The organism is Imperialibacter sp. (assembly GCF_040222815.1).
GTDB lineage: Bacteria > Bacteroidota > Bacteroidia > Cytophagales > Cyclobacteriaceae > Imperialibacter.
In genome coordinates this window covers 69445-93917 of sequence record NZ_JAVKCH010000022.1, presented here as the reverse complement: position 1 = coordinate 93917, position 24473 = coordinate 69445, and the positions used below count along the sequence as shown (strand labels likewise).

Below are 24473 nucleotides of genomic sequence, written 5' to 3'. Positions count from 1 at the left end.
AGGTTCGTTCCGTAAAATACAGCTACCGAATGGCTTCGGAAAACTGCCCGACGCATTTTACGTTTTTAATTCCCGGCAGTGTCGGCAGTCACCATCTCCTTATTATTCCTGGACCACTCACTCCATGAGCCCACATACAGTTTAGGAATTTCAAGGCCAGCGTAGTCGGCGGCCAGCAGCAAATGGCACGCAGTAACGCCCGATCCGCAGTGTACAATTACCCGGTGGGCTGGTGTATTGCCAAACACTGCCTGATATTTATCTTTTAGTTCATTTGGGGATTTAAAAAGTCCCTCATTGGTAAGGTTATCACTGAAGGGGACATTGACAGCACCAGGAATATGCCCGGCAATTAAGTCGATGGGCTCTGTAAGACCTGCATACCTTTTGGCATCCCGAACGTCGATAACAATGTGATTCTTGTCTTTGGCTACCTTTTCCACCTCCTGCATATCGGCCTGAGGCAACTGCCACATACCAACAGGATAGGGAGCTACTTTTCCGGGAATTTCCATTTTCGACGACGTGACCAACCCTGCCTTCTCGGCTACCAAAAGCCCGCCGTCGAGCACCTGGACTTTGGAGTGTCCAATTGCCCTCAGCATCCACCACAAGCGAGCGGCGGCATTGGCACCGCCCATATCATCATACACCACCACGTGGCTCCCGGGCGTGATCCCCAATCGCCCCAGCGCCTGCGAAAATTGCTCAGCAGTAGGCAGTGGATGCCTCCCCCCTTCTGCTGCATTGGGCTTTACGTTAGCAAGCTCTTTATTGATGTCAGCAAATAAAGCTTTATCAAGGTGCTTCGTACTATAGTTTTCTCTGGCTTTCGGGCCACCGCTTGCATCCACAATTACCAGATTATCATTCTGATAGATAGCTAGAAGTTCTTTGGCACTTATAATAGGAGACAATTTGATGTTCATTTGGTCTTTAAGATTCCGGGTAAAGTAATTAGCAAAGGGTGTGGAAGCAATATAAGGAAACTTCTTCCAACTAGGTGACGATCCCTGCCAACAGTCGGCTTTTTCAGTGCACCGCTAGTACCGCCTCGACGACTCACGGATAACAAGTCTGCTTTTTATCAGTTCTTTCTGCTGGGTGATTTCCTTAGATGAGATTTGTTTCAGCAAAATCCTTGTTGCAGCTACCCCCATATCAAACGCAGGATGTTCGATGCTACTCAGCGTTGGCTCAACAAAATCACAGATAACTTCGTTGTTGAAACCCAACACCGCCACGTCTCTGGGAATCTGCAAGCCCCGCATTTTTAAGATATGCATCATTTCAAGAGCAGATATGTCGTTGATGGCAAAAATGCCATCTGGCGCCTCCCCGGCGTCGAAGAGGTGCCTGGTGTACTGCTGCACATGCCCAGCCTGGTAGTTGGCTTGAACTATCAGCGACTCCAGCACTGGAATATTGTTAGCTTTAAGTGCCTCCAGGTAGCCGTTCAGCCGGTTGCGGCTATTGAAAAGGTGCAATGGCCCAGCCACAAAGGCAATTCTTTTGCAGCCCTGTTGGATCAGGTGTTCGGTACCTTGAAAACTAATATCAAAATTATCCGAGTAGACCTGAGGCACCGCCAACTCTTCTAATATTCGGTCGAAAAAAACCAACGGTATGTCCTTGTTGATCGCATACTGAAAGTGGTCGCTCCGGTCGGTTTGTCTTGACACCGATACCAGCAATCCATCCACCTTGCTCGACATCAGCGTTTGCAAATTATTCTGTTCAAGCGTTAGCGTTTCGTTCGACTGGCAAATCATCACATTGTACCCGGCACTATTGGCCACCTCCTGTATCCCGCCAACAGCCTTAGCAAAAAACCGGTTAATAGTTTCCGGAATAATAACCCCAAGAGTATTGGTGCGCTGGAGCTTTAACTGCCTGGCTAAAACATTAGGTTGGTAGTCCATTTTTAGCGCCAATTCCTTCACCTTCCTGGCTGTCTCCTGGCTTACGTCATAATGGTTGTTCAAGGCCCGTGATACGGTGGATTTTGATATCCCCAATGTGCGTGCAATGTCCCGTATGGTTGAGTCAGATTTGCTCATTATTAGATTTTGATAGCTCAATGTAAAGCTAAAAAAAATTTCGGTACCGTTCCCGGGACAGATACCGTTAAAAAAAAATTCCCAAATCTGTTTTGTTCAGATTTTGAGAGTAAATTTATTTCAATCGATTGAAATCGGCTACTTACTTAAACAATGCTTATAACCAAAAGAGCTTCAATTACCGGGACAAGATTGGCTCCGTCAAAATCTGTTGACAGCATAGACTATTTGCTGTTGAGAGTACTTCGTGATGACGACGCTCAGGCATTTGAAAAATTGTTTGTTGTAGGCTATCATCCGCTTCGCAGCTTCTGCGAGAAATTGGTCGAAAATAATGAAGTCGCTGAAGAGTTAGTCAGCGAAGTCTTTCTTAAAATCTGGATCAATCGAAATGTGATTGTTATTTCCAGCTCCCCCAAGTCATACCTTTATACAGCGGTAAGAAATATCTCTTTCGATTATCTTAGAAAGGAGAAGAAATACAGCTTTACAAATATTGAAAACGAAATAGCTATTCCATGCGATCACTTCGACCCACAGAAACGGTCGGAGTATGCTGAATTGCAGGAAAGTATAGAAAACGCTGTAGCCAGGTTACCTAAACAGTGTCGCCTGGTATTTCAGCTAAGTCGTGACCAGGGTCTTCGCTACGTTGAGATTGCCGATAGGCTTCATCTCAGTGTTAAGACCATTGAAACACAAATGAGCCGTGCTTTAAAATCATTAAGAAAATCAATAGTCTAATTTTTCACCAATAAACTGTCTTCCAGGATAAAGAAGAATTCTTATATGTGGACAAAAACAGAAGAAAAGTAGCTCGATTTTAGTAACTTACTAAGTGGCGCAAAGCCAAACATGCGATAATGGCATTGGGTCTAAACAGTTTAAATTCATTACATTATTTATAAACCCTACTTACTATGAATGAAATTTTATCAAAATGTAAGCGAATCCTGTGGTGCTTTCCGGTAGGATTAGCACTCGTTGTGATTTGCTCCAGCCAGGCGTTTGCCAGGCAGGATTCGACGGTATCAGGTACGATCACATCTGTGGAAGATGGCTCGGCTCTACCTGGTGTCAACGTGATTGTTAAAGGAACGACCACGGGAACAGTGACAGATATTGATGGAAAATACTCTCTAAGAGTTCCTTCAAGAGACGCTGTCTTGGTGTTTAGTGCCATCGGCTTTTCTACAACAGAAGTGACCGTGGGCTCGCAGTCTCAAATAAGTGTTGGGATGGAAGTGGATGTCAGGTCCCTTAGCGAAGTTGTGGTGGTTGGATACGGAACCCAGGACAAGCGGGACGTAACTGCCTCTATCGCATCTATTGACGGCGAATCGCTTACCAGAATACCAACAGGCAATGCAATGGAGGCTATGAAAGGGCAGGTAGCTGGAGTTGACGTACTTCAAAGTGGCGGGCGTCCTGGACAAAGCTCTAATATCACCATCCGTGGTAGAAGATCCCTGACAGCCTCAAATGATCCTCTTTTCGTGGTAGATGGAATTCCAATGACATCTGGAACTAATTCAATTCAGGACTTTAACCCATCAGACATCGAGTCCATGGAAGTTCTGAAAGATGCCGCTGCAACAGCTATTTACGGATCAAGAGGTTCTAACGGTGTAATTCTTATTACAACCAAAAGAGGTCGTCCCGGAAAAACACAAGTGACTTACACCAGCACTTATGCCGCAACTGCTCCGTTTAAGACTATTCCAATGATGAATGGGCAGGAGTTTGCCGACCTAAAGCGTGAAGCCAACAGAGTAGATGCCAACGGTGCTTCAGGAAGAGGTGCCTGGGGAGACGCCGGGTCTTCTATTCCTGCTGACGATGCAGTGTTCGTTGACCCGGTCGAATTGAGCTCTGCTCAGCAAGGTCTATCAACCGACTGGCAGGATTTGATCTACCAAAATGGTTCTCAAATGAACCAACAGATTAGCGTGAACGGTGGTACCGAGAAAACGCAGGTAAGTTTGTCTCTCAGCTACTTCAAGGAGAATGGATTAGTGGAAGGAACTGACTATGGAAGATATACTGCACGTGTAAATGTTGACCATCAGATAAACAAAATCTTCAAGGTGGGCATGTCTACTCTTTATTCGCATTCGGTTCAAAACTGGGGGTCAGGATCAACCATTTCCGAGGCAGTTAACCAGACGCCACTAGGTTTGCCTTACGATAGCAATGGCGATCTTATCTTCCTTCCTATTTCAGACGGTATTCGTACGAATCCTTTGAATGAATTGGTGCCTGGTAAATACATAGACGAAAGAACAGTAAATAGACTGTTCTCATCTATTTACGCTGAGGTTGAAATTTTAGACGGTCTGAAATACAAGTTCCTGATTGGTCAGGACTTCCAGGCTTGGGAAAGAGGTCGTTTTGAAGGTCAATTTACCCAGGCTCGTAAAAATGGCACACCTTCCGCAGGACTTTTCAACCAACAAAGCTTTGGTTACACACAGGAAAACCTGTTGACTTACAATAAATCATTCGGAGATCACAGCCTTGGTTTGACAGCGCTACAAAGCTCTGCCCAACAAGACTCAACCAGGGCAGGTCTAATTGCAATAAACTTGCCCTATGAATCAGCTGAGTGGTACAACCTTGGTCTCGGCACTATTTCCGACTATGGTTCTCGCCTTGAGCGTTACCGATTACTGTCCTACATGGGAAGGGTAAATTACTCATTCAAAGGCAAGTACCTTTTCCAGGCCAGTATGCGTTGGGATGGTTCTTCTCGTTTGGCCGATGGCAACAAGTGGAATGCCTTCCCAGGCATCTCAGTAGGCTGGAGAATGAAAGATGAGGCGTTTCTTTCAGGTGTCAACCTTATCAGTGATTTGAAATTAAGAGCTTCCTACGGAAAGGTTGGAAACACTGCCGTATCACCCTACCAGACACAAGGTGCACTAAACCAGTCCGTTTATAGCTGGAACGAAGCCGATGCAAGAGGATTTGCACTCGGTGGCATCCCTAACCCTGAGCTGAGTTGGGAGTATTCGGCAACTACCGACGTAGGTTTCGATTTTGGGTTGTTCAACAACAGGTTGACCGGTACATTTGACTACTATCACACCACAACTGGTGTCTCTTTACTTCTAAGAAGAGCACTACCTCCTACATCTGGCTATACCTCCATTCTGCAGAACATTGGTGGAACGGAAACCAACGGATACGAAATCACTTTGGGAGCTACTATCCTCGACATGTCAAATGGACTGAAGTGGAATGCAGACTTCAACATGGGACACTACTCAGAGAAAATTGTTGACCTTGCCCAAAGAGATGCGGATGGTAACAAGATAGACGACGTAGGCAGTGGCTGGTTCATTGGCCAACCAATTCGTTCATTCTACGACTACGAGAAAATAGGTATCTGGCAGGTATCCGAAAAAGATGAAGCTGCTGCATTTATGGGTGCCGTACCTGGCGAGATTAAGGTAAAAGATCAGGATGGCGATGGCAAGTTCACTCCGGCTGATCGGAAGATACTCGGAAATGATGTGCCTGCGGCTTACGGCGGATTAACCAACACCGTAAGTTTCAAAGGTTTTGACTTATCATTCTTTTTCTACTATCGCCTTGGCTTTATGATCAACTGTCAGTTTTGCCAGGGTCAGGCAAGTATGCAGGCCCGCTACAATAACCTGAAAGTTGATTATTGGACCATTGACAACCCTACCAATGACTACCCAAGACCGAATAAAAATCAAGAGGGTATTACCAATGGTAGCACACTTAGGTACAGGGAAGGTGGTTATGTGAAGCTTAGAAACATCACTTTAGGCTACAGATTGCCTTCAAGTGTGCTTGAAAAGTTGAGGTTTACGAATGTCAGAATTTATGCGACTGCTCAGAACCCGCTCGTTTGGTCGAAATTCAAACTATTTGATCCTGAGAGAGGTGGTAATCTTGGTTCGGGTGAGATGCCTTCCAATCAACTAATTCTGGGTGGACTTAGTGTAACATTTTAAGGGAATCAAAACCGAGAAAATAATGAAGAATAATAAAAATATAAAATCGATAGTACTGGCGCTGGCGCTGATAGCGTTCACGGCCCAGTCTTGTTCTGACTTCCTCGATGAAAAACTGGTTTCAGATGTTTCGGCTGGAAGTTACTACACCACAGCTGCCGGTTTGGAAGATGCTGTAGATGCCACTTACTCATTCTTGCGTGAAATTCACAGTAATGAGCGTGCCTACATGCTAACCATTTTTGGTACGGATACACATACAAACGGTGCTGATGGGAGTTACAAATCCTTTAACTTCTATGATAATGGTCTGAACCCTACCGTTAACATTCTTGACCAGCAATGGACTTTCCTTTATCAGGGAATCAACCAGGCCAATGCAGTTTTGAACCGTTCGGAAGCTGTAGCCGATATGAGTGCCGCACTAAAAACGCAGCGCCAGGCGGAGGCCCGCTTTCTAAGGGCCTACTACTATTTCTACCTGGTGCAAACCTGGGGTGATGTTTACCTTACCCTCGAGGAGACCATAGGTGCAGAAGTAGAGGCGGATCCTTCACCTCAGTCGGCTGTTTACGCAGATGGGATCATTCCAGATTTGGAGTTTGCCATTGCGAATCTGCCAGATGCACAAAGCGACTATGGCCGTGCCACAAAGGGTGCAGCTCAGTTTTTACTGGCTAAAGCGTACCTAACAAGAGGACAGCAGTCTTTCGGTTCACCTGCCGATTTTGCAAGTGCCAACACTTTGTTTTCAAATGTGATCAATGACCACGGTTATGCTTTGGTTGAATCTCATGATGCCCTTTGGGATCAGGACAATCAGATCAATTCAGAAATCATTTGGGCGGTACAGTACGCTACTGACCTAATCCTGAACGGTGGTAATGGCGGCGTAGGCAACAGAGGTCACCTTTATTTCTTGATGGAGTATGACATCCGTGCAGGTATGATTCGTGATATTGAAGGTGGTCGTCCGTTTAAGAGGTTTAGACCTACTGACTATATGGGCACAGTTTGGGCAGAAACCCGTGACATAGATGCAAGGTATGATCAGACATACAAGCATGCTTACATCAGCAACAACCCGAACAACATTCCTAAGTGGGAGCAGGTGCACGTGACCAACGGTGCCAAAAAGGCCGACGGATCAACCGTTACTGCCAGCGATATAGGAACAAACAGATTCACGGTTGGAGACACTGCGATGTATGTACCAGGGCCCGGTAAAGACGCTGAGTGGATGACTGGAAAGAAATTCCAGGTTCGCTACAACGTAATCACCCAGAACCCAGCTTTTGACGGTGATCAATATTTCTATACAGAAAGGCTGTTCCCTACATTGAAAAAGTTCATCGATCCCCGCAGACCAACGATCCAGTGGGAGCGTGGCTCAAGGGACTGGTTCGTGATGAGATTGGCTGACGCCCATCTGCTTCGTGCTGAAGCTCGCTTCCTGGCTGGAAATAACGCCGGGGCAGCTGAAGATATTAACGTGGTAAGAACAAGAGCAGCCAAAGAAGGCATGGAGGCAGCCATGCAGATAACTGCAGCCGATGTCGACATAGACTTTATCCTTAAAGAGCGTGCCCTTGAAATGGATGGCGAGCAGTGTCGCTGGTTTGACCTGGCAAGAACAGGCAAATTGGTAGAGTATGTTCGGGCCTACAACCCGCTTGGGGCAGGCAATATTCAGGACTACCATACCAAACGTCCAATACCACAGACACAAATAGATAGAACTGTGGGCGGATACCCTCAGAACTGTGGTTATCCGGGAGCAGATTGTAATTAAACTTCAGTAATAATTAAATAGCAGTTTTTGATGGGCCGGGCATATTGCCTGGCCCTTCTTATTTTATTACAGGCAAGAACAATACTCAAATCAGCCTCCTGGCGACCGCCACCTGAGAGCTACTTTTTCCTTGTTGTAAACAAATAGAAGCGCCGGTGAATATCCTTTAGTCTTGCAAAGCCTTTAACTTTGACCTAATTTTAAAAGAGCTGGTAAATCAGTCAGCAACCATTAAATTTTAGCTGACTATCTATCTAAATCATACTGCCACTATGCTGTTTAAACTACAAATACATCTAAATTCCATTTTCGGAGCACTTCTACTCTTCTCGGTACTGACAGCCTGCGAAACTAAACCGGAGGTCATCTCGGCGCCCGAAGAGAAGAAGGAAGATCCTGTTTTTAAAAGGCTCCCCGGATCCAGCAGCGGTGTTACTTTCCGCAACGACGTGGATGAGAACTACAACAACTACTTTGATAATTTCGCTTATGTGTACAATGGCGGCGGCGTTGGCATTGGAGACATCAACAACGACGGACTTTCCGATATATATTTTACAGGCAATGAAGTACCCAACAAGCTTTACCTCAATGAGGGCAACCTGAAATTCAAAGACATTTCTCAGTCAGCTGGAGTAGAAGGCAACGGCCGGTGGAACAATGGCGTGACCATGGTTGACATCAATGGCGATGGCTTGCTTGATATATACGTCTGCAAGGGTGGCTATCACGATAGCGAAGAAGAAAGAACCAACCTACTATATATCAATCAGGGAGACCTGACCTTCAAAGAACAGGCAAAGGACTTCGGACTTGACGAGTCTGGCTACTCCATACATGCGTCATTTTTTGATATGGACAATGACAACGATCTGGATGTTTACCTGACTAACAGACCAGATTCGTTTGACCTGCCACTCACTGAAATGATCCGGCAAAAGAAGCTGTCCCCCTCCTTCAGCAGAGATAAGCTTTACAAAAACGAAAATGGTAAGTTTCGTGAAATCGGTGCCCAGGCGGGCATCAAAAACAATTTTGGCTATGCGCTCAGCGTAGTTACCGCCGACTTTAACGGAGATGGCTATGCCGACATTTTTGTTGCCAATGATTTTGCCGAAGGTGACTATATGTACATCAACCAGAAAAACGGCACTTTCAAAGAACAGATAAAAGAAACCACCAACCACATTTCGATGTACTCGATGGGTACTGACGTGGCAGACATCAACAACGATGGGCTGGAAGACATAATGGTTACCGAAATGCTACCTGAAGATTACAAGCGGTCAAAGGTATCGATGCCATCGATGGACGTTGAAGGCTTCTACAATATCGTGAACGGAGGCATGCATAAGCAGTACATGCACAATGCGCTCCACCTAAATCAAGGGAATTCATTCTTCGGCGACATTTCGCAAATGGCCGGAGTGTCCAAAACAGAATGGAGCTGGTCAGTACTGATGTCGGATTTCGACAACGACGGGTACAGAGATGTTTTCGTTGCCAACGGCTATCGCCGTGATGTGTTTGATGGAGATCTTGATAAGAAATTGCGGGATTTTGTTTTAAAAAACAAAAGCAAATACACGTCGATGAACGACATGCTTAAAAATGGTTACAAGGATTTTATTGATGTGTATGATCCCATCAAGGTGAAAAACTACCTTTTCAGAAACACCGGTAACCTGCACTTCGAAAATGCCATAGACTCATGGGGCTTTGATGAAACCAGCTTCTCCAATGGTGCTGCGGTAGGCGACCTGGACAATGATGGAGACCTGGAACTCGTAGTCAACAACCTCGATGACGAAGCGTTCATTTACGAAAACACCTCTTCTGACCGAAACAACTACCTGAAAGTAAAACTCGAAGGGCCTGCCACGAACGCAAATGGCATGGGGGCCAAAGTCACGATTTACTACGACGGTAAAATTCAGTTTTTCGAGAACAAAACCGTAAGGGGCTATCTTTCGTCAAATGACCCGGTAGTCCATTTCGGTCTGGGGCAAGTTGCTGGTATTGACAGCCTTAATGTTTCATGGCCTGATGGCATGCAGAATACTATGTCTGTTGCTGGTGTCAATCAAACAGTAGTTGTCGCCCACGAGAAAGCGATAAAGCCAAAGAGACTTCCCGCTTCAAAGGAGTTATTATTTCAAGCCTCGCCAGGAGTATTGGCGGAAGCTTTTGTGCACAAGGAAAACGAAGTGAATGAGTACAAAGACCAAACTTTGCTGCCACATAATTTCTCAAAGAGCGGGCCTTTCATGTCAACTGGAGATGTTAACGGAGATGGAGAAGATGATTTATTCATTGGAGGTGCTTCTGGTCAGGCCGGGCAACTTTATGTACAGTCAAAAGGCAAGCTGGTTAAGAAATCTTCAGCTGCCTTTGTAGCAGATAAAAGCTATGAAGACATGGGATCTACGCTGTTCGATGCTGATGGCGATGGAGACCTCGATCTCTATGTTGTGAGCGGAGGAAGCGAGTTCCCTGATAAAGCCGAGCAATACAAAGACAGGCTTTATTTGAATGATGGGAAAGGGAACTTTGCCAAGTCAGCAACCATCAATACGCAAAGCAGTGGATCCTGCGTAGTGCCCTACGATATTGACGGCGATGGCGACCTCGATCTTTTCCGTGGTGGGCAAGTTATCACCGGGGCCTACCCCTACTCTCCCAGAAGCTATGTGCTGATCAATGAGTCCGGGCAATTTATCGATCAAACCAAGGCAATCGCACCGGATCTTACCGATGTGGGCATGGTAACCTCTGCCACCTGGGCCGACTTAAATGGCGACAAAACAGCCGAACTGGTGATTGTTGGCGAATGGATGCCTGTGATGGTATTTGCCAACGTTAACGGGAAGCTGAAAAACGCCACCGTGATCTACGGACTTGACAAAACGGAGGGCTGGTGGAACAAAGTGGTGGCCAACGATATTGACGGCGATGGAGACCAGGATTTGATTGTCGGAAACCTGGGCGAGAACTACAAGTTCAAAACCAACTTAGAAAAGCCATTTCAGGTGTTTGCCAAAGACTTCGACAACAACGGAACCAATGATATTTTTCTGGCCCGTTACTACAACGACTCTGTTTTAGTGCCCGTTCGTGGTATCGAATGCAGTTCAGGCCAGGTGCCATCCATTCGACAAAAATTCCCCAGCTACCTCTCCTTCGCAAGCTCGGATCTTCAATCGATCCTCGGGCCAGGAATGAACTCAGCATTGAATAAAAAGGTCTATACTTTTTCAAACGCCATTCTGGTGAACAATGAGGGAAAGTTTGAAGCTAAAAAACTGCCTATCGAAGCGCAGCTGTCAGCGGTCAACGGTATACTGGTAGAAGACTTTGATGGCGATGGGATCAAAGACCTTCTCGTGGCGGGCAACAAGTTCGACACAGAAGTAGAAACCACTCCCAATGATGCCTCGCCCGGAGCGTTTTTGAAAGGACTTGGTAACTTCGAATTTAAGGCAGAGGATAGCCTTCAAAGCGGCTTTTTTGTGCCTTATAATGTCAAAGATGTGCAAATGATCAAGTCGGGGAAAAACTGGCTGGTGCTGGTTTCATCCAATAATGACAAACTAAGGGTTTTTTCCACCTCGGAACCCACCCTTGATGACAAAGTAGCGCTGAACAAATAATCAAGGAGCAGTTTTAAACAGCCTTGCAGAAACCTGTAAACAAGTAGTTGGATATGAGTGTAGTGAGTAAAGGTTTGGGTTGGGTTGTTCTCGCAGTCTTGGTTTGTGCAGGATGCAGTTCGCCGGCGACAGAAAACACCGAATCGCTCAATCGCCTGGCGAAAGCGAGCAGCCCCTACCTGCGTGAACACGCCGACAACCCCGTGGACTGGTACGAATGGGGAGATGAGGCCCTGGCAAAAGCGACTAGTGAGGGCAAGCCGCTGATCATAAGCATTGGCTATGCCTCGTGCCACTGGTGCCATGTGATGGAGGAAGAGTCTTTTATGGACACCACGGTGGCTCGTATCATGAACGAGAATTTTGTAGCGATAAAAATCGACAGAGAAGAGCGGCCCGACGTCGATCAGGTGTACATCGACGCTGCCCAACTCATTTCGGGCCGTGCTGGTTGGCCACTGAATGCCTTTGCTCTACCGAACGGAAAGCCATTTTATGCCGGCACCTATTACCCGAAAGATCAATGGATCAACTTATTATCTCAGATAACAACAGCCTACAAAGAGGATATTACCAACGTTCGAAAACAGGGTGATGCCGTAACAGACGGGATTGTGCTGAACGATATGATAAGCCCCCAAGGAACGGAGGAACAAGCGGATATCTTATCTGTCTACAATACCATATTCCCGGGTTGGGAGCCTGAGCTAGATTACCTCTCTGGCGGCCTGGCGGGTGCTCCCAAGTTCCCAATGCCTGTGGTTTGGGAATTTTTGCTACAAGAGCACAAGCAAAATAATAATGAGCGTGCCCTGAAAGTGGTCAGCACTACCCTCGATGCTATGGCTGCCGGCGGGATTTATGATCACCTTGCGGGAGGATTTGCCCGGTACTCGACGGATGCGGAATGGAGAGTACCTCACTTTGAAAAAATGCTGTACGACAATGGCCAACTGGTTAGCCTGTATGCCCATGCGTATCAGTTAACGAAAAATGAGGCTTATGCTCGTGTAGTGGAAGAAACACTTTCGTTCGTGGGCGACGAACTTACCTCGCCGCAGTCTGGCTTTTACTCCTCGCTGAATGCCGATAGCGAAGGTGAAGAAGGTACATTTTATGTTTGGACAAAAGCTGGGATAGAAGCAACCCTTGACACAGAGTCGGCTGAGCTTTTCTGCGACTATTTCGGTGTTACCGAAGAGGGCAATTGGGAGCACGGGAAAAACGTCTTATACAAACAAACGCAGCTCGAAGAATTGGCCGCAAAACATGCAGTGACCGCAGATGCGGCAATATTGGCACTTGAGAAATCGAGAAAAAAGCTTTTGGAAGCCAGAAACAAGCGCATCCGCCCATCGCTGGATGACAAGATACTCACCTCCTGGAACGCCCTGATGCTGTCGGGCTATTTAGATGCCTATTGGGCGCTGGGTAAACCAGAATATCTGGATGTCGCACTTAAGAATGCTGAATTTTTGAAGAAAAACATGATAAGAAATGACAGCGGACTGTGGCGAAGCTACAGCAATGGCAAACCATCCATCGAGGCCTTTCTCGATGACTACGCTTTCCTGTCGCTAGCATTCATACAGCTTTATCAGGCTACATTCGATATTCGCTGGCTTGAGCAGGCCCGCAGCCTCGCAGATTATGCTATCTCTCACTTTCACGACTCGTCCACTGGTTTTTTCTACTACACTTCCAACACGTCGGAGCAGCTGGTAGCAAGGAAATTCGAAATCGCCGATCAGGTAATCCCTTCTTCCAATGCGACAATGGCCGAAGTGCTTTTCAAACTTGGCCACTACTATGAGTCTGCTAGCTATCTGGACATGAGCAAAAAAATGGTAGGCTCACTATCAAAAGACTTCACCCAAAGTGGCCCTTACTTTGCCAAATGGGCGAGCTTGATGGGCTTGCTGGTGAACGAACCGTTTGAAGTGGCAGTAATGGGGCCAGATGCACTGGAAAAAAGCCAACTTTTGATGAGGGAGTATCACCCGGGAGTGCTCCTTATGGGAGGAGAAAATGAAAACCTTCCGCTTCTTGAAAATAAGCTTGTAGAGGGTGAAACCATCATTTACGTTTGCCAAAACAAAGTATGCAAGCTTCCCGTAAAGAGCGTAGAATTGGCTTTGAAGCAGCTTAGCAACAATTAGGGCTTTCATTTTAGAGTCAGCTTCGCCCAGCTTTGCCATCTTTTTTGAGACATGCCTGATGTTTTTGGTGTTTTACTCATGTAAAACCGGCTAATAAAAGTTCCTTTTCTTCTAACTTTGAGCCTAACAAATCCCAAAGGCCTTTAAACCATTTGAGTCTATGTGGGTCTTATCAACTATTATGAGTTCGTTAACTTTAAACAGAAACCTTTACTAATGAGGATTGTACTAAACAGAACCTTTGCCTTGAAAGCAAATATTTTCCTGACAGCATTCATTTTTCTCTTTTCAGGATGCAACAAAGATGTAGCCGAACCGCTGACTGCCCAAGATGTTTTGGACAGCACACTTAAAAATGTAGATCAGACTCAGCTGGAAACAGATACAAAGATCATTGACGATTCGCTGGCAGTTTGGGGCCTCAAAGATATTGTTTTGACAGAACCAAATGGCGTTCGTTACAAAATTGACGCATTGGGCAATGGGGAAAAGCCCATATTGGAAAGCGTTGTGTGGATTAAGTACTCAGGCAAGCTGCTTAGCACAGGCGAGGAATTTGACGCCGGCGATAAACTGGAAACCTATCTTTACAGACTCATAGCCGGCTTCCAAACAACACTACCCCTTATTCCAAACGGGTCTACCATCACATTATATATTCCTTCAGGACTTGGCTATGGGGCAAATGATGTTCTTGACAATTCCGGCAAGGTGGCCATCCCAAAAAACTCCAATCTCATTTTTGATATTGAGTTGTTTGGGGTTTTTTAAGGACAGCCCTTCAAACTGAAAATACACCGGGGTCTCCTGTGCCTTAGATTTTTTTTGGAATAGCGTAAGGCGCCCGGTACTCTCTTTTCGTCATGGCATTGGCCTCATCGTCACCCGGGAATGTTTCCGTTTTTGGGTCGAAGGTCAAAACACGACCAGTGTGATAGGCAATATTCCCCAGGTGAGCCAAGCCTGACGACAAGTGGGCCGTCTCAACGGGCGCATTGCACAGAGCCGGGTTTTTGGCCAGCACTGCATCGACAAAGTTTTGGTAGTGGCTGCCGCCCTCTTTTCTTGTTGGCCCAGGTGTTTTATCCCTTCCCAAAAAGGTTTGGTACTCGTTGTAGCCATTCACCACCATGTACCCCTCACTACCGTAAAAGATGTTTCCAATGCCGACGCCATCTTCCTTGTTGGTCATCCATGGGCGAACCTCGAACTGAATCATCTTCTTTTGATCCGGATAGTGGTAGGTAGAAGTCAACACTTCAGGGGTTTCTTTGTAATCATCCCACAGGAACTTCCCTCCCATTGAGGTGATCTTTGTTGGCAGCCCCACATCCAGCCCCCACATGCACAGGTCGGTTTCGTGAATCCCCTGGTTGCCCACGTCGCCGTTGCCATAGTTCCAGCTCCAGTGCCAGTTGTAGTGCACGTAGTTTCTGGAGAAGTCCCGCATCTCGGCAGGGCCAGTCCAAAGATCATAATCCAGTCCTGCTGGCACTGCCTCCGTTCCTTTGTCTCCAATGTCGGGCCTCCACTTAAACACAAGCCCTCTGGCCATATAAACATTGCCAATGAGCCCGTCACGCAGGTGCTGTATCGCCTCTTGTATCGCCACAGAGCTCCGAAGCTGAACGCCGTGCTGAACCACACGATTGTACTTCTTGGCGGCTTCAATCAATTTCTTACCCTCGTAAAGGTTATGAGTCCCTGGCTTTTCCACGTAAACATCCTTACCTGCCTGCATGGCCCAAATGGCGGCCAGCGTGTGCCAGTGATTTGGCGTGGCAATGCTCACTGCGTCAATGTTTTTGTCGTTAAACACCTTTCTCAGGTCCTGCTCCATTTTTACTTTAGAGCCGTATGTTGCTTCAAATTCTCCGGCCCTGGTGGTCAGGATGTTTTTATCAGGGTCACACAGTGTCGCCACCTGAGCGTTTTCAAGGCCCTGAAAGCCCTTGATGTGATCTTTCCCCCGGCCATTTACTCCAAGTACAGCCACCTGCACCTTGTCGTTGGCTCCAAAGGCACTTGATGGGATAATGGTTGGAAAACTCAGCACAATGGCAGCTCCCGTAGTGTTTTTAATAAATTTTCTTCGGGTGAATGGTTCTGGCTTTTTCATGATAGTAAAGTAGGTTTTTATAATATTGTGAACCGCTTTTTATTCGCTATGTAACAGCGATATGAAAAGCTTAGAATGGTATGAACGAATTGAGAATGCCCGGTAAAAAAAAGCACTTTATTACTCTAAGACGGATTTTTCTTTTACCACCCTTAGTTTACTCCTGGGCACCAGAAAAAAGCGGGAGACATGTAAGGATTGACCATGAAAATTTCGTCATAACTATGACAATTTGTAAACTCATCCAAAATCAAAATATAAATTACATCATTAATGGATCTACTAGGTAAAATTGCAAAAACAGGTGCTGTGTTATTCCTGTTTACACTGATCGCCCATGTTGGGTATGCGCAAATGAAGGGTGTGAAGTTTGTAACTGACGAAAAGAACAAAAAGGTAGATGTGATGATAGATGGAAAACTCTTCACATCTTATATCTATCCCGAAGATCTGGACAAACCAGTACTATATCCGATATATACCTCAAACGGCACGGTGATTACCAGAGGCTTTCCGAGAGATCCAAGGGGAGGAGAGCGGGTAGACCACCCTCATCACGTAGGTCTATGGTTCAATTATGGAGATGTGAATAATCTTGACTTTTGGAACAACTCGTATGCTATTCCTGCCGATCAAAAGAAGGACTATGGCAGCATCCGCCATCAAAAAGTTGTAAAAGCGGAAGGAGGCAAGAGCAAAGGCACATTGGTGGTTCAGTCCAATTGGGTAGACAGCTCGGGCAAGGTGCTCATGGTTGAAGAAACAACGTTCACCTTTTCAGGAACAGACGACCTGCGCACTATCGATCGCACAACGAAGCTCACTGCCCAGAAAGACAAAGTGGTTTTTGAGGAGTCGAAGGAAGGCATGATGGGCATCAGATTAGATCGTGCATTTGAAGAGCCCAGCAACAAGCCCGAAGTATTTACCGACGCAGCAGGAAACCCAACCACCGTTGCCGCCCTTAACAACGAAGGCGTGAACGGTGTATACAGAAACAGCGCTGGACTTGAAAAAGGTGATGTATGGGGCAAGCGTGCCGACTGGGTCAGCCTTTCTGCTACCAAAGGAAACGAAGATATTACCATTGCCATGGTAGACAACAAGAAAAACATGGGCTATCCGGCGCACTGGCATGCTCGTGGCTACGGGTTGTTTGCTGTCAACAATCTCGCATCTAAATCATACGTTCCCACCGATCCTGAGTTTACTACCACACTGAACCCAGGTGAGTCGATCGTTTTCAACCACAGGGTGCTGCTCAGCTCCGGTAAGTTTTTGAATGACGAAGAAATGAACAAACAGTTCAAAGAGTTTAACAAGTAGGCAATTCATGAATCAATCCCCCAACCAACTATTTTCGGTAGAAGGCAAAACAATTGTAATCACCGGTGGCACCGGCATATTGGGCTCAGTGATGGCGAAAAATATGGCCGCTGCAGGTGCGCATGTGGTCGTTCTCGGCAGAAGAGAAGATGCAGGTAAAAACCTTGTCAATGACATTGAAAAAGCCGGCGGTAAAGCCAGCTTTTTCAAGACCGATGTACTGGACAAAGACAACCTGTTAGATGTAAAAAAAGGTATTCTGAAGACGACCGGGCAAATCGACATTTTGGTCAATGTAGCTGGCGGCAACATGCCGGGAGCTACTATCTCTCCCGACAAAACATTCTTCGACCTTGACACGAAGGCTTTTCAGCAAGTGGTAGATTTAAACCTGCTGGGCACGGTACTACCCTCGCAAATATTCGGCGAGGTAATGGCCGCCAACAAAAAAGGGATTATCATCAACATTTCGTCCATGTCGGCTTTCCGGCCTATCACCAGGGTGGTGGGTTATTCAGCTGCAAAAGCCGCTATCGACAATTTTACGCTATGGCTCGCAGTAGAAATGGCTAAAAAAGTGGGCGAGGGCATACGTGTAAATGCCATTGCTCCAGGCTTTTTCCTCACAGAGCAAAATCGGGCGCTGTTAACTAACCCCGATGGCACACTAACAGCCCGGGGAAATGCTGTGATCAACCAAACACCATTCGGGCGATTTGGCGACGCCGAAGAGCTCATTGGCACGCTACTTTGGCTGTGCTCCGATGCCTCCAAATTTGTTACCGGGGTGGTGGTACCAGTTGACGGCGGATTTAATGCCTATTGTGGAGTTTAGTTAGCAATTGCCTCAATATTTTAATCACATGCCTATAGGATGCATGCAACCAACAAGACTTCTTACGATTAACACCTAAACATGAACCCAACCTTTTTAACCGAGGACTTCCTTTTACAATCGGAAGAAGCAAAACAACTATATCACAAGCATGCTAAAAATGCTTCCATCGTAGACTACCACAATCACCTTTCTCCAAAAGATATTGCTGAGAACCGTCAGTTTTCAGATCTTACTGAAATCTGGTTGGAGGGTGACCACTACAAATGGAGGGCAATGCGAATCAACGGCATTGATGAATGGTACTGCACCGGAAACGCTTCCCCTGAAGAAAAATTTATCAAATGGGCGGAGACAGTGCCAAAAACCATGCGCAATCCGCTTTATCACTGGACTCACCTGGAGCTTCAAAGGTATTTTGGCGTGACAGAGCTTCTCAATGGTAAAAGTGCCCAGAAGATCTATGAAGATTGTTCCAACATGCTGCAAAGGGAAGATTTCAGAGTGCAGGGCTTACTAGCAAAAATGAAAGCAGAGGTAGTTTGCACCACAGATGATCCCTGCGACGACTTGCACTACCATGAGGCAATGAAGTCTTCAAAAACGATCAAAATGCTGCCAGCCTTCCGGCCGGACAAAGCATATACATTTGCTGGTTCCGCATCGTATGCTGCCTATGTGCAAAAATTAGCAGAAGCCTCTTCCGTCACCATCAGCTCTCTTCAGGGCTTATTCACAGCCCTTGAAAACAGAGTAAATTACTTCCATGACCACGGCTGCCGTGCGGCAGATCATGGGCTGGAGACTCTCCCTTTTAGCAACATCACCGAAAAAGAAGCCGAGAAACTCTTCATTCAAGCCCTGGAAGGGCACCCATTGACTACCTCTGAGGCAGTTGGTCTGCGTTTTATTATCCTAAGCCACCTCAGCACACTTTACCACAGCAAAGGCTGGGTACAGCAATTTCACCTTGGAGCCTTAAGAAATAACAACGACAGGATGCTACGGGAGCTTGGCCCCGACACTGGCTTTGATTCTATTGGCGACTTCCCACAGGCTCAAACCATGGCCAGGTACTTCAATCACCTTGATAGCAGCAATCAGCTGGCTAAAACCATCCTTTACAACCTCAATCCGGCCGATAACGAGCTGTTCGCCACCATGACTGGCAATTTCAACGACGGAACAACTGCCGGGAAAATGCAATGGGGAAGCGGCTGGTGGTACCTCGACCAGAAAGATGGCATGGCGAAGCAAATGAATACACTTTCCAACATGGGCCTTCTCTCTGTTTTTGTGGGGATGGTCACCGATTCCAGAAGCTTCCTGTCCTTTCCCAGGCACGAATACTTCAGAAGAATACTTTGTAACCTTATCGGCGAAGATGTGAAAAACGGTGAGCTTCCAAATGATATGGCGCTGCTCGGTCAAATGGTAGAGGATGTTTGCTACAACAACGCTAAAACCTATTTTGGTTTTTGATTCGTAGCTACATTGTGACGGATCCGATGCACCTTCGAAATTAGCCAACGCACATGCCAGCCGACTCTTCTCATTCGCTCAAATCAAGCGTAATAAAGAACTATCGCTGGTACGTTTGTGCCTTATTGTTTTATGCTACCACCCTACGGTATGTGGATAGGCAGGTTATAGGCATACTTAAGCCTACACTGGAACAGTACTTTGGCTGGAGTGAAATCGATTACAGCCAGGTGGTGATGGCTTTCACAGCCTCTTATGCTTTGGGCTTGCTCAGCTTTGGCGGGCTCATTGACAGAATCGGAACCAAATTGGGCTACTCCCTTTCGTTGATCATTTGGAGCCTTGCTTCCATGGCACACGCAATAACAACGAGAACTATTGGCTTTGCCTCAGCAAGAGCCGTTCTGGGCCTCAGCGAGGCCATGAATTTACCCACAGCCATCAAAACCGTGGCCGAATGGTTTCCGAAGAAAGAACGAGCGTTGGCTACCGGCATTTTCATTAGCGGCACCAACGTGGGGGCCATTGTGGCGCCAATCCTCGTACCCATTATCGTCTCCCTTTGGGGCTGGGAAGAAGCCTTTATCCTCACTGGAGCTATGGGGTTTATATGGCTCGTATTGTGGTGGAGATTCTACGACATCCCGGTGTCGCAAAAAAGGCTAAGCAAGGAGGAATACGACTACATCCACAGCGATGATGAAGAAAAGGATGAAAGTACCGTTAGGGTTTCGTGGCTCAAACTGCTTTCCTTCCGTCAAACCTGGGCATTTATTGTTGGTAAATTCCTTTCAGATCCCATTTGGTGGTTCTTCCTGTTTTGGCTTCCCTCCTACTTTGTCAATGCCTTTCAGGTCGACTTCACCAAGCCTAGCCTGCTGCTGGCGATTATTTACACTGCCACCACCCTGGGTAGCATCGGGGGTGGCTACCTGTCGAGCTGGCTGATCAAAAAGGGTTGGCCCATATTTAAAGCCAGAAGAGTGTCTATGCTGGTGTTTGCTCTTTGTGTAGTGCCGATTATGCTGGCGCAGTTTTTAGACAGCCTGTGGATCGCCGTCGCATTAGTCAGCCTGGCTGCGGCATCGCATCAGGGTTGGAGCGCCAATATTCTCACAACCATAGGAGATGAATTCCCAAAAAAGGTCATCAGCAGCCTCATCGGTATTGGCACGCTCGCAGGTGCCCTTGGGGGCGTGCTGTTTCCTATTGTTGTGGGGCGGTTACTCGACTACTACAAGGCCCTTGGAGATATAAATACTGGCTACACCGTCCTTTTTATCCTTTGTGGCTGCGCATACGTTACAGCATTGTTGCTTATGCACCTGATCTCCCCAAGGCCAGTAACTATAAAGATCTAGACAGGAAACTACTACCCTTGAATCAACGGTTTTATTCTGGCACCAATCAACTCATAAGCCTGCATGGTTTTTTCATGGGGAAGGTTGGCATTGTCCATTTGGAAAGTCACCCGATCTATGCCTCCTAATGCCTCGCTGTGCCGTAAAATTTTCTCTGCCACCTCCTCGGGGCTTCCCAAAAGCAACGAACCCAGGGGTGCCCGTGCCATTTCAAATCGCTCTCTGGTCATTGGCGGCCACCCACGCTCTTTCCCCAGTCTCGTCATGTTGGCAGAAAAACCAGGGAAGTAGTCTGCTATGGCTTCGTCTGTCGTGTTTGCCACATAGCCCAGGGAGTGCAACCCTACTTTCATTTCGTTTTCAGGGTGGCCAGCCTCCAGCCATGCCTTCCTGTACAAATCTACCAGTGGCCGAAACCGGTGTGTGTCGCCGCCGATGATGGCCACCATGAGTGGCAACCCAAGCATCCCTGCCCTGGCAAATGACTGCGGCGTGCCTCCCACTCCCAGCCAAATAGGCAATGGGGTTTGAACTGGTCTGGGGTAGATAGGTTGATCCACGAGCCTCGGCCGGAACTTACCTGACCAGTTCGCAATTTCGTTGTCACGGATATGCAGCAGAAGCCCCAGCTTCTCAGCAAAAAGCTGATCATAGTCCTTCAGGTCAAACCCAAAAAGTGGAAACGCTTCGATGGAAGAACCCCTCCCCACCACCATTTCCGCTCTGCCTTTGGAAATGAGGTCGAGCGTCGCATGGCTTTGGAACACCCTCACCGGATCGGCCGCACTGAGCACTGCCACGGCGCTTGTTAGCCTTATGGTTTTAGTACGAGCGGCGGCTGCGGCCAGGATGGTTACCGTAGAGGAATCGAGGAACTCCCTGCGATGATGTTCACCAATGCCAAACACATCCAACCCAGATTTATCCGCATGTTCAATGCGTACAAGCAAATTGGCCATCGCCTGCATGCTGTCCGCCTCAACACCGGATTCACTATCCGACACAATCGAAGCAAAGCTGTCTATTCCTATTTCCATATGACAATTACTGTTTTTGACACAAAAACACTTCGGATGAACACAGACTCGTTAAAGTAAATTCCCGTCATTTAGAAGCGGGTCTCTTAAATGCAAAAAGCCGCTCAAAAGCAGCTTTTATCTTTTCAAAATTTCAAAATATCTTTTACTCCACGTAAGCCTTCACCGTCAGTGTCTGCGCTGAGGCCGTTGGGTCATTGGAAAAAATCGTAATGGTTTTCTGCTGAGTTCCCTTTCTTCCCTTGGGGTCGAAGGTAACTGACAGTTTTCCGGTTTCGCCCGGCTTTAAGTCCTCTTTACTTACAGCAGATACAGTGCAACCACAGTTGGTTCGGGTGTCTCTGATATTGAGCGGAGATTTGCCTGTGTTTGTGTAGGCAAAGTCGAACGAAACGCTGGCACTTTGCTGAATCCTTCCAAAATCATGCGTTACTTCCTGAAACGATAACCTTGCTGCCTTCGCTTTTTCGGCATCTGTCATTGGTGGGAAATATTCTTCTATTGTAGCCAGCACATAAAGCAGCTTCTCACCACTCTCTGACTCATCTGTAAAAAGCTTCACATTGTCAGAATTATAGCCAAATCTGGCTTTTTGCTTTGCATCATAAGTAACCACCACCTTGCCTACCTTCTTAGGCTCCAAAATCAATGGATCATACGACACCTTAATGTGAGCCGGCGCTTCTGTGTTCTCTTTGAACGTGATAGCAGCGTCGCTGTCGTTATATACTTCAAATTCCTTGGTTACAGGCTTTTCAGTTGTAATCACACCAAAGTTCATCGACCGGTACTTGAACCGGGTGTTTCCCAATTTGCTCGGATAGTCATCGGCAGGTGTTCGTGGCTTGGGCGTCACATTGCCCTTTATGTACAAATAGCTGGTAGCCCCAGCGGATGAGTTGCTGGTAACGGTAAGCGACTTCCTAAACGAACCCGGGCGGTTAGCTGGGTTGTACTGCGCTTTGACAAAACCTTTTTCTCCGGGCAACACAGGCTCCTGACTCCAGCCAGGGGTAGTACAGCCACACGAGGCTTTCACACTGGATATCACCATAGGCGCATTGCCTTTGTTCACAAACTCAAAAGTGTGGGTAATGGGGCCCTCCTCTTCTCTTACATCTCCAAAATCGTGTTCTGTTTCGGTAAACTCGGCGACGGCACCACTTTGCGCTACTGCACTACTTGCAGCAAAAAACAGCAAACTGCCCATCAAAAATGTAAATACCAGCCTTTTCATTGTCTCCATATTTTTCATCCTAAACTTGTTACGAAATAACGCAGTCGGTAGTTAACGATCAACACTTATCACTATTACTGAAGTATCAACGTAAGATTTTTATTTACTTTGCCCAAAATTTGATCAATGGCAAGAATACTTACAGGCATACAGAGTTCAGGGAAACCACATTTAGGTAATTTGATGGGAGCCATCATTCCGGCCATTGAACTTTCAAGGCAGGAAAAGAACGATTCCCTCTTCTTTATCGCTGACCTGCATTCGTTAACAAGCATCAAAGATGCCAATGTAAGAAGAGAAAACACCAAAGCAGTTGCCGCTGCCTGGCTTGCCTGTGGATTCGATACCGACAAAAATGTATTCTATCGTCAGTCGAGGGTAACAGAGGTAACGGAGCTGGCCTGGCACCTGAGCTGCTTCACGCCGTTTCCTATGTTGCAGAACGCCCATTCGTTCAAGGACAAATCGGACAGGCTGGCTGATGTCAATGCTGGGCTTTTCGTGTATCCTGTGCTGATGGCAGCTGATATCTTGCTCTATGATGCCAATGTGGTGCCGGTAGGAAAAGACCAGCTGCAGCACCTGGAAATGGCCAGAGACATCGCAGGGGCTTTCAACAGCCGCTATGGCGAGGTGTTTGTTATGCCGGAAGCCCGGATTGACCAGCAGCTTATGACAATACCGGGTATCGATGGTCAGAAAATGAGCAAGTCTTACGGCAACACAATCGATATTTTTACTTCTGAAAAGGACCTCAAAAAACAGGTGATGTCTATCGTAACAGACGCTACTCCTCTGGAAGAGCCGAAGGATCCTGATACAAATAATGTATTCAAACTTTACAGCCTGCTGGCATCACCTTCTGACGTCGAAGCCATGCGGGGTAAATTCCTGGGAGGCAATTACGGCTACGGACATGCCAAAAAAGAGCTACTTGAGCTGATCCTTTCGCATTTCGCCAAAGAAAGAGCCATATTCGATTACTTCATGACTCACCACGACGAACTGGAAGCCAAACTACAGGAAGGAGAGGCAAAAGCCAGAGTGATTGCCCGAAAGGTGTTAGATAGGGTGAGGGACACTCTTGGGTTCAGCTAACTACAGGACTGAAGGCTTCTTTTCAAAAAAAATTCCAACGTAACCAAAGTCACATACTTCGCCCGATTGCTGTCGGATATTTGTATCGTATTAGAACATAAACCTCTAATTATACGACTATCATGAAAGCAAATATGGGTTCAATCGACAAGGCGATCAGAATTGTTTTGGCACTGGTCATCGGCGCACTTTACTACTTTGGGCAGTTGTCCGGTATGGCCGCCACTATTTTATTGATACTTGCGGGCGTTTTTATTCTCACAAGCTTCATTGGAGTTTGCCCGCTTTATCTACCGTTTGGCATTAGTACAAAGAAAAAATAATCTTATTA

Annotated in this window: 17 protein-coding genes; 12 read left to right on the top strand and 5 right to left on the bottom strand. The window is 46.7% G+C overall.

The features are described 5' to 3' along the window. Window positions 1-65: 65 nt before the first annotated feature. Both RIF36_RS10235 and RIF36_RS10230 read right to left on the bottom strand, forming a co-directional pair. Window positions 66-929 (bottom strand): sulfurtransferase, encoded by an 864-nt coding sequence (locus RIF36_RS10235; RefSeq protein ID WP_350070965.1) that lies wholly within the window; start codon window positions 927-929, stop codon window positions 66-68. A gap of 114 nt (window positions 930-1043) precedes the next feature. Next, window positions 1044-2060 carry a LacI family DNA-binding transcriptional regulator gene (locus RIF36_RS10230; RefSeq protein WP_151998546.1) on the bottom strand — a complete coding sequence of 339 codons (1017 nt, stop codon included), beginning with the start codon at window positions 2058-2060 and terminating at the stop codon, window positions 1044-1046. Window positions 2061-2213: 153 nt separating this feature from the next. Here RIF36_RS10230 and RIF36_RS10225 point away from each other — a divergent pair, with 153 nt between their 5' ends. From RIF36_RS10225 to RIF36_RS10200, 6 genes are all read left to right on the top strand, one after another. Beyond that, on the top strand, window positions 2214-2804 hold the full coding sequence (locus tag RIF36_RS10225; protein ID WP_350070968.1) for an RNA polymerase sigma-70 factor: 591 nt from the start codon (window positions 2214-2216) through the stop codon (window positions 2802-2804). Window positions 2805-2980: 176 nt separating this feature from the next. Further along, a complete protein-coding gene (locus RIF36_RS10220) occupies window positions 2981-6046 on the top strand; it encodes a SusC/RagA family TonB-linked outer membrane protein (protein ID WP_350128949.1) in 3066 nt (1021 codons plus the stop codon). Between the two features lie 22 nt (window positions 6047-6068). Further along, window positions 6069-7838 (top strand): RagB/SusD family nutrient uptake outer membrane protein, encoded by a 1770-nt coding sequence (locus tag RIF36_RS10215; protein WP_350070974.1) that lies wholly within the window; start codon window positions 6069-6071, stop codon window positions 7836-7838. A 272-nt stretch (window positions 7839-8110) separates the two neighbouring features. After that, on the top strand, window positions 8111-11488 hold the full coding sequence (locus tag RIF36_RS10210; RefSeq protein ID WP_350128953.1) for a VCBS repeat-containing protein: 3378 nt from the start codon (window positions 8111-8113) through the stop codon (window positions 11486-11488). A gap of 53 nt (window positions 11489-11541) precedes the next feature. Next, window positions 11542-13647: a thioredoxin domain-containing protein gene (locus RIF36_RS10205; RefSeq protein ID WP_350128956.1), complete on the top strand. Its 2106-nt coding sequence runs from the start codon at window positions 11542-11544 to the stop codon at window positions 13645-13647. A gap of 216 nt (window positions 13648-13863) precedes the next feature. Continuing rightward, window positions 13864-14418, top strand: coding sequence for an FKBP-type peptidyl-prolyl cis-trans isomerase (locus RIF36_RS10200; protein ID WP_151998540.1), 555 nt, complete (start codon window positions 13864-13866; stop codon window positions 14416-14418). Between the two features lie 43 nt (window positions 14419-14461). Here the strand turns inward: RIF36_RS10200 and RIF36_RS10195 are convergent, their stop codons facing one another. Further along, a complete protein-coding gene (locus RIF36_RS10195) occupies window positions 14462-15766 on the bottom strand; it encodes a Gfo/Idh/MocA family protein (protein ID WP_350128960.1) in 1305 nt (434 codons plus the stop codon). 273 nt (window positions 15767-16039) lie between these two features. Between RIF36_RS10195 and RIF36_RS10190 the strand changes: the two genes are divergently transcribed. The 4 genes from RIF36_RS10190 (at window position 16040) to RIF36_RS10175 (ending at window position 20770) form a co-directional block, all read left to right on the top strand. Further along, window positions 16040-17092 (top strand): DUF6807 domain-containing protein, encoded by a 1053-nt coding sequence (locus RIF36_RS10190; protein ID WP_350128963.1) that lies wholly within the window; start codon window positions 16040-16042, stop codon window positions 17090-17092. Window positions 17093-17099: 7 nt separating this feature from the next. Beyond that, entirely contained in the window at window positions 17100-17927 is an 828-nt protein-coding gene (locus RIF36_RS10185) for an SDR family oxidoreductase (protein WP_350128966.1), read from the top strand. An 81-nt stretch (window positions 17928-18008) separates the two neighbouring features. Then, window positions 18009-19409 carry a glucuronate isomerase gene (gene uxaC / locus RIF36_RS10180; protein ID WP_350128969.1) on the top strand — a complete coding sequence of 467 codons (1401 nt, stop codon included), beginning with the start codon at window positions 18009-18011 and terminating at the stop codon, window positions 19407-19409. Window positions 19410-19462: 53 nt separating this feature from the next. Next, a complete protein-coding gene (locus RIF36_RS10175) occupies window positions 19463-20770 on the top strand; it encodes an MFS transporter (RefSeq protein ID WP_350128972.1) in 1308 nt (435 codons plus the stop codon). A gap of 11 nt (window positions 20771-20781) precedes the next feature. Here the strand turns inward: RIF36_RS10175 and RIF36_RS10170 are convergent, their stop codons facing one another. Both RIF36_RS10170 and RIF36_RS10165 read right to left on the bottom strand, forming a co-directional pair. Next, on the bottom strand, window positions 20782-21807 hold the full coding sequence (locus tag RIF36_RS10170; protein ID WP_350128975.1) for an LLM class flavin-dependent oxidoreductase: 1026 nt from the start codon (window positions 21805-21807) through the stop codon (window positions 20782-20784). 145 nt (window positions 21808-21952) lie between these two features. Then, window positions 21953-23044, bottom strand: coding sequence for a DUF1573 domain-containing protein (locus tag RIF36_RS10165; protein WP_350128978.1), 1092 nt, complete (start codon window positions 23042-23044; stop codon window positions 21953-21955). 126 nt (window positions 23045-23170) lie between these two features. On the opposite strand from RIF36_RS10165, the gene trpS reads away from it, so the two are divergent. Together trpS and RIF36_RS10155 are read left to right on the top strand one after the other, a co-directional pair. Continuing rightward, the gene (gene trpS / locus RIF36_RS10160; RefSeq protein WP_350128982.1) at window positions 23171-24142 is read left to right on the top strand and encodes a tryptophan--tRNA ligase; all 972 of its coding nucleotides are present in this window, start codon (window positions 23171-23173) and stop codon (window positions 24140-24142) included. Between the two features lie 122 nt (window positions 24143-24264). Continuing rightward, window positions 24265-24465, top strand: coding sequence for a YgaP family membrane protein (locus RIF36_RS10155; RefSeq protein ID WP_350128985.1), 201 nt, complete (start codon window positions 24265-24267; stop codon window positions 24463-24465). Window positions 24466-24473: the final 8 nt, after the last annotated feature.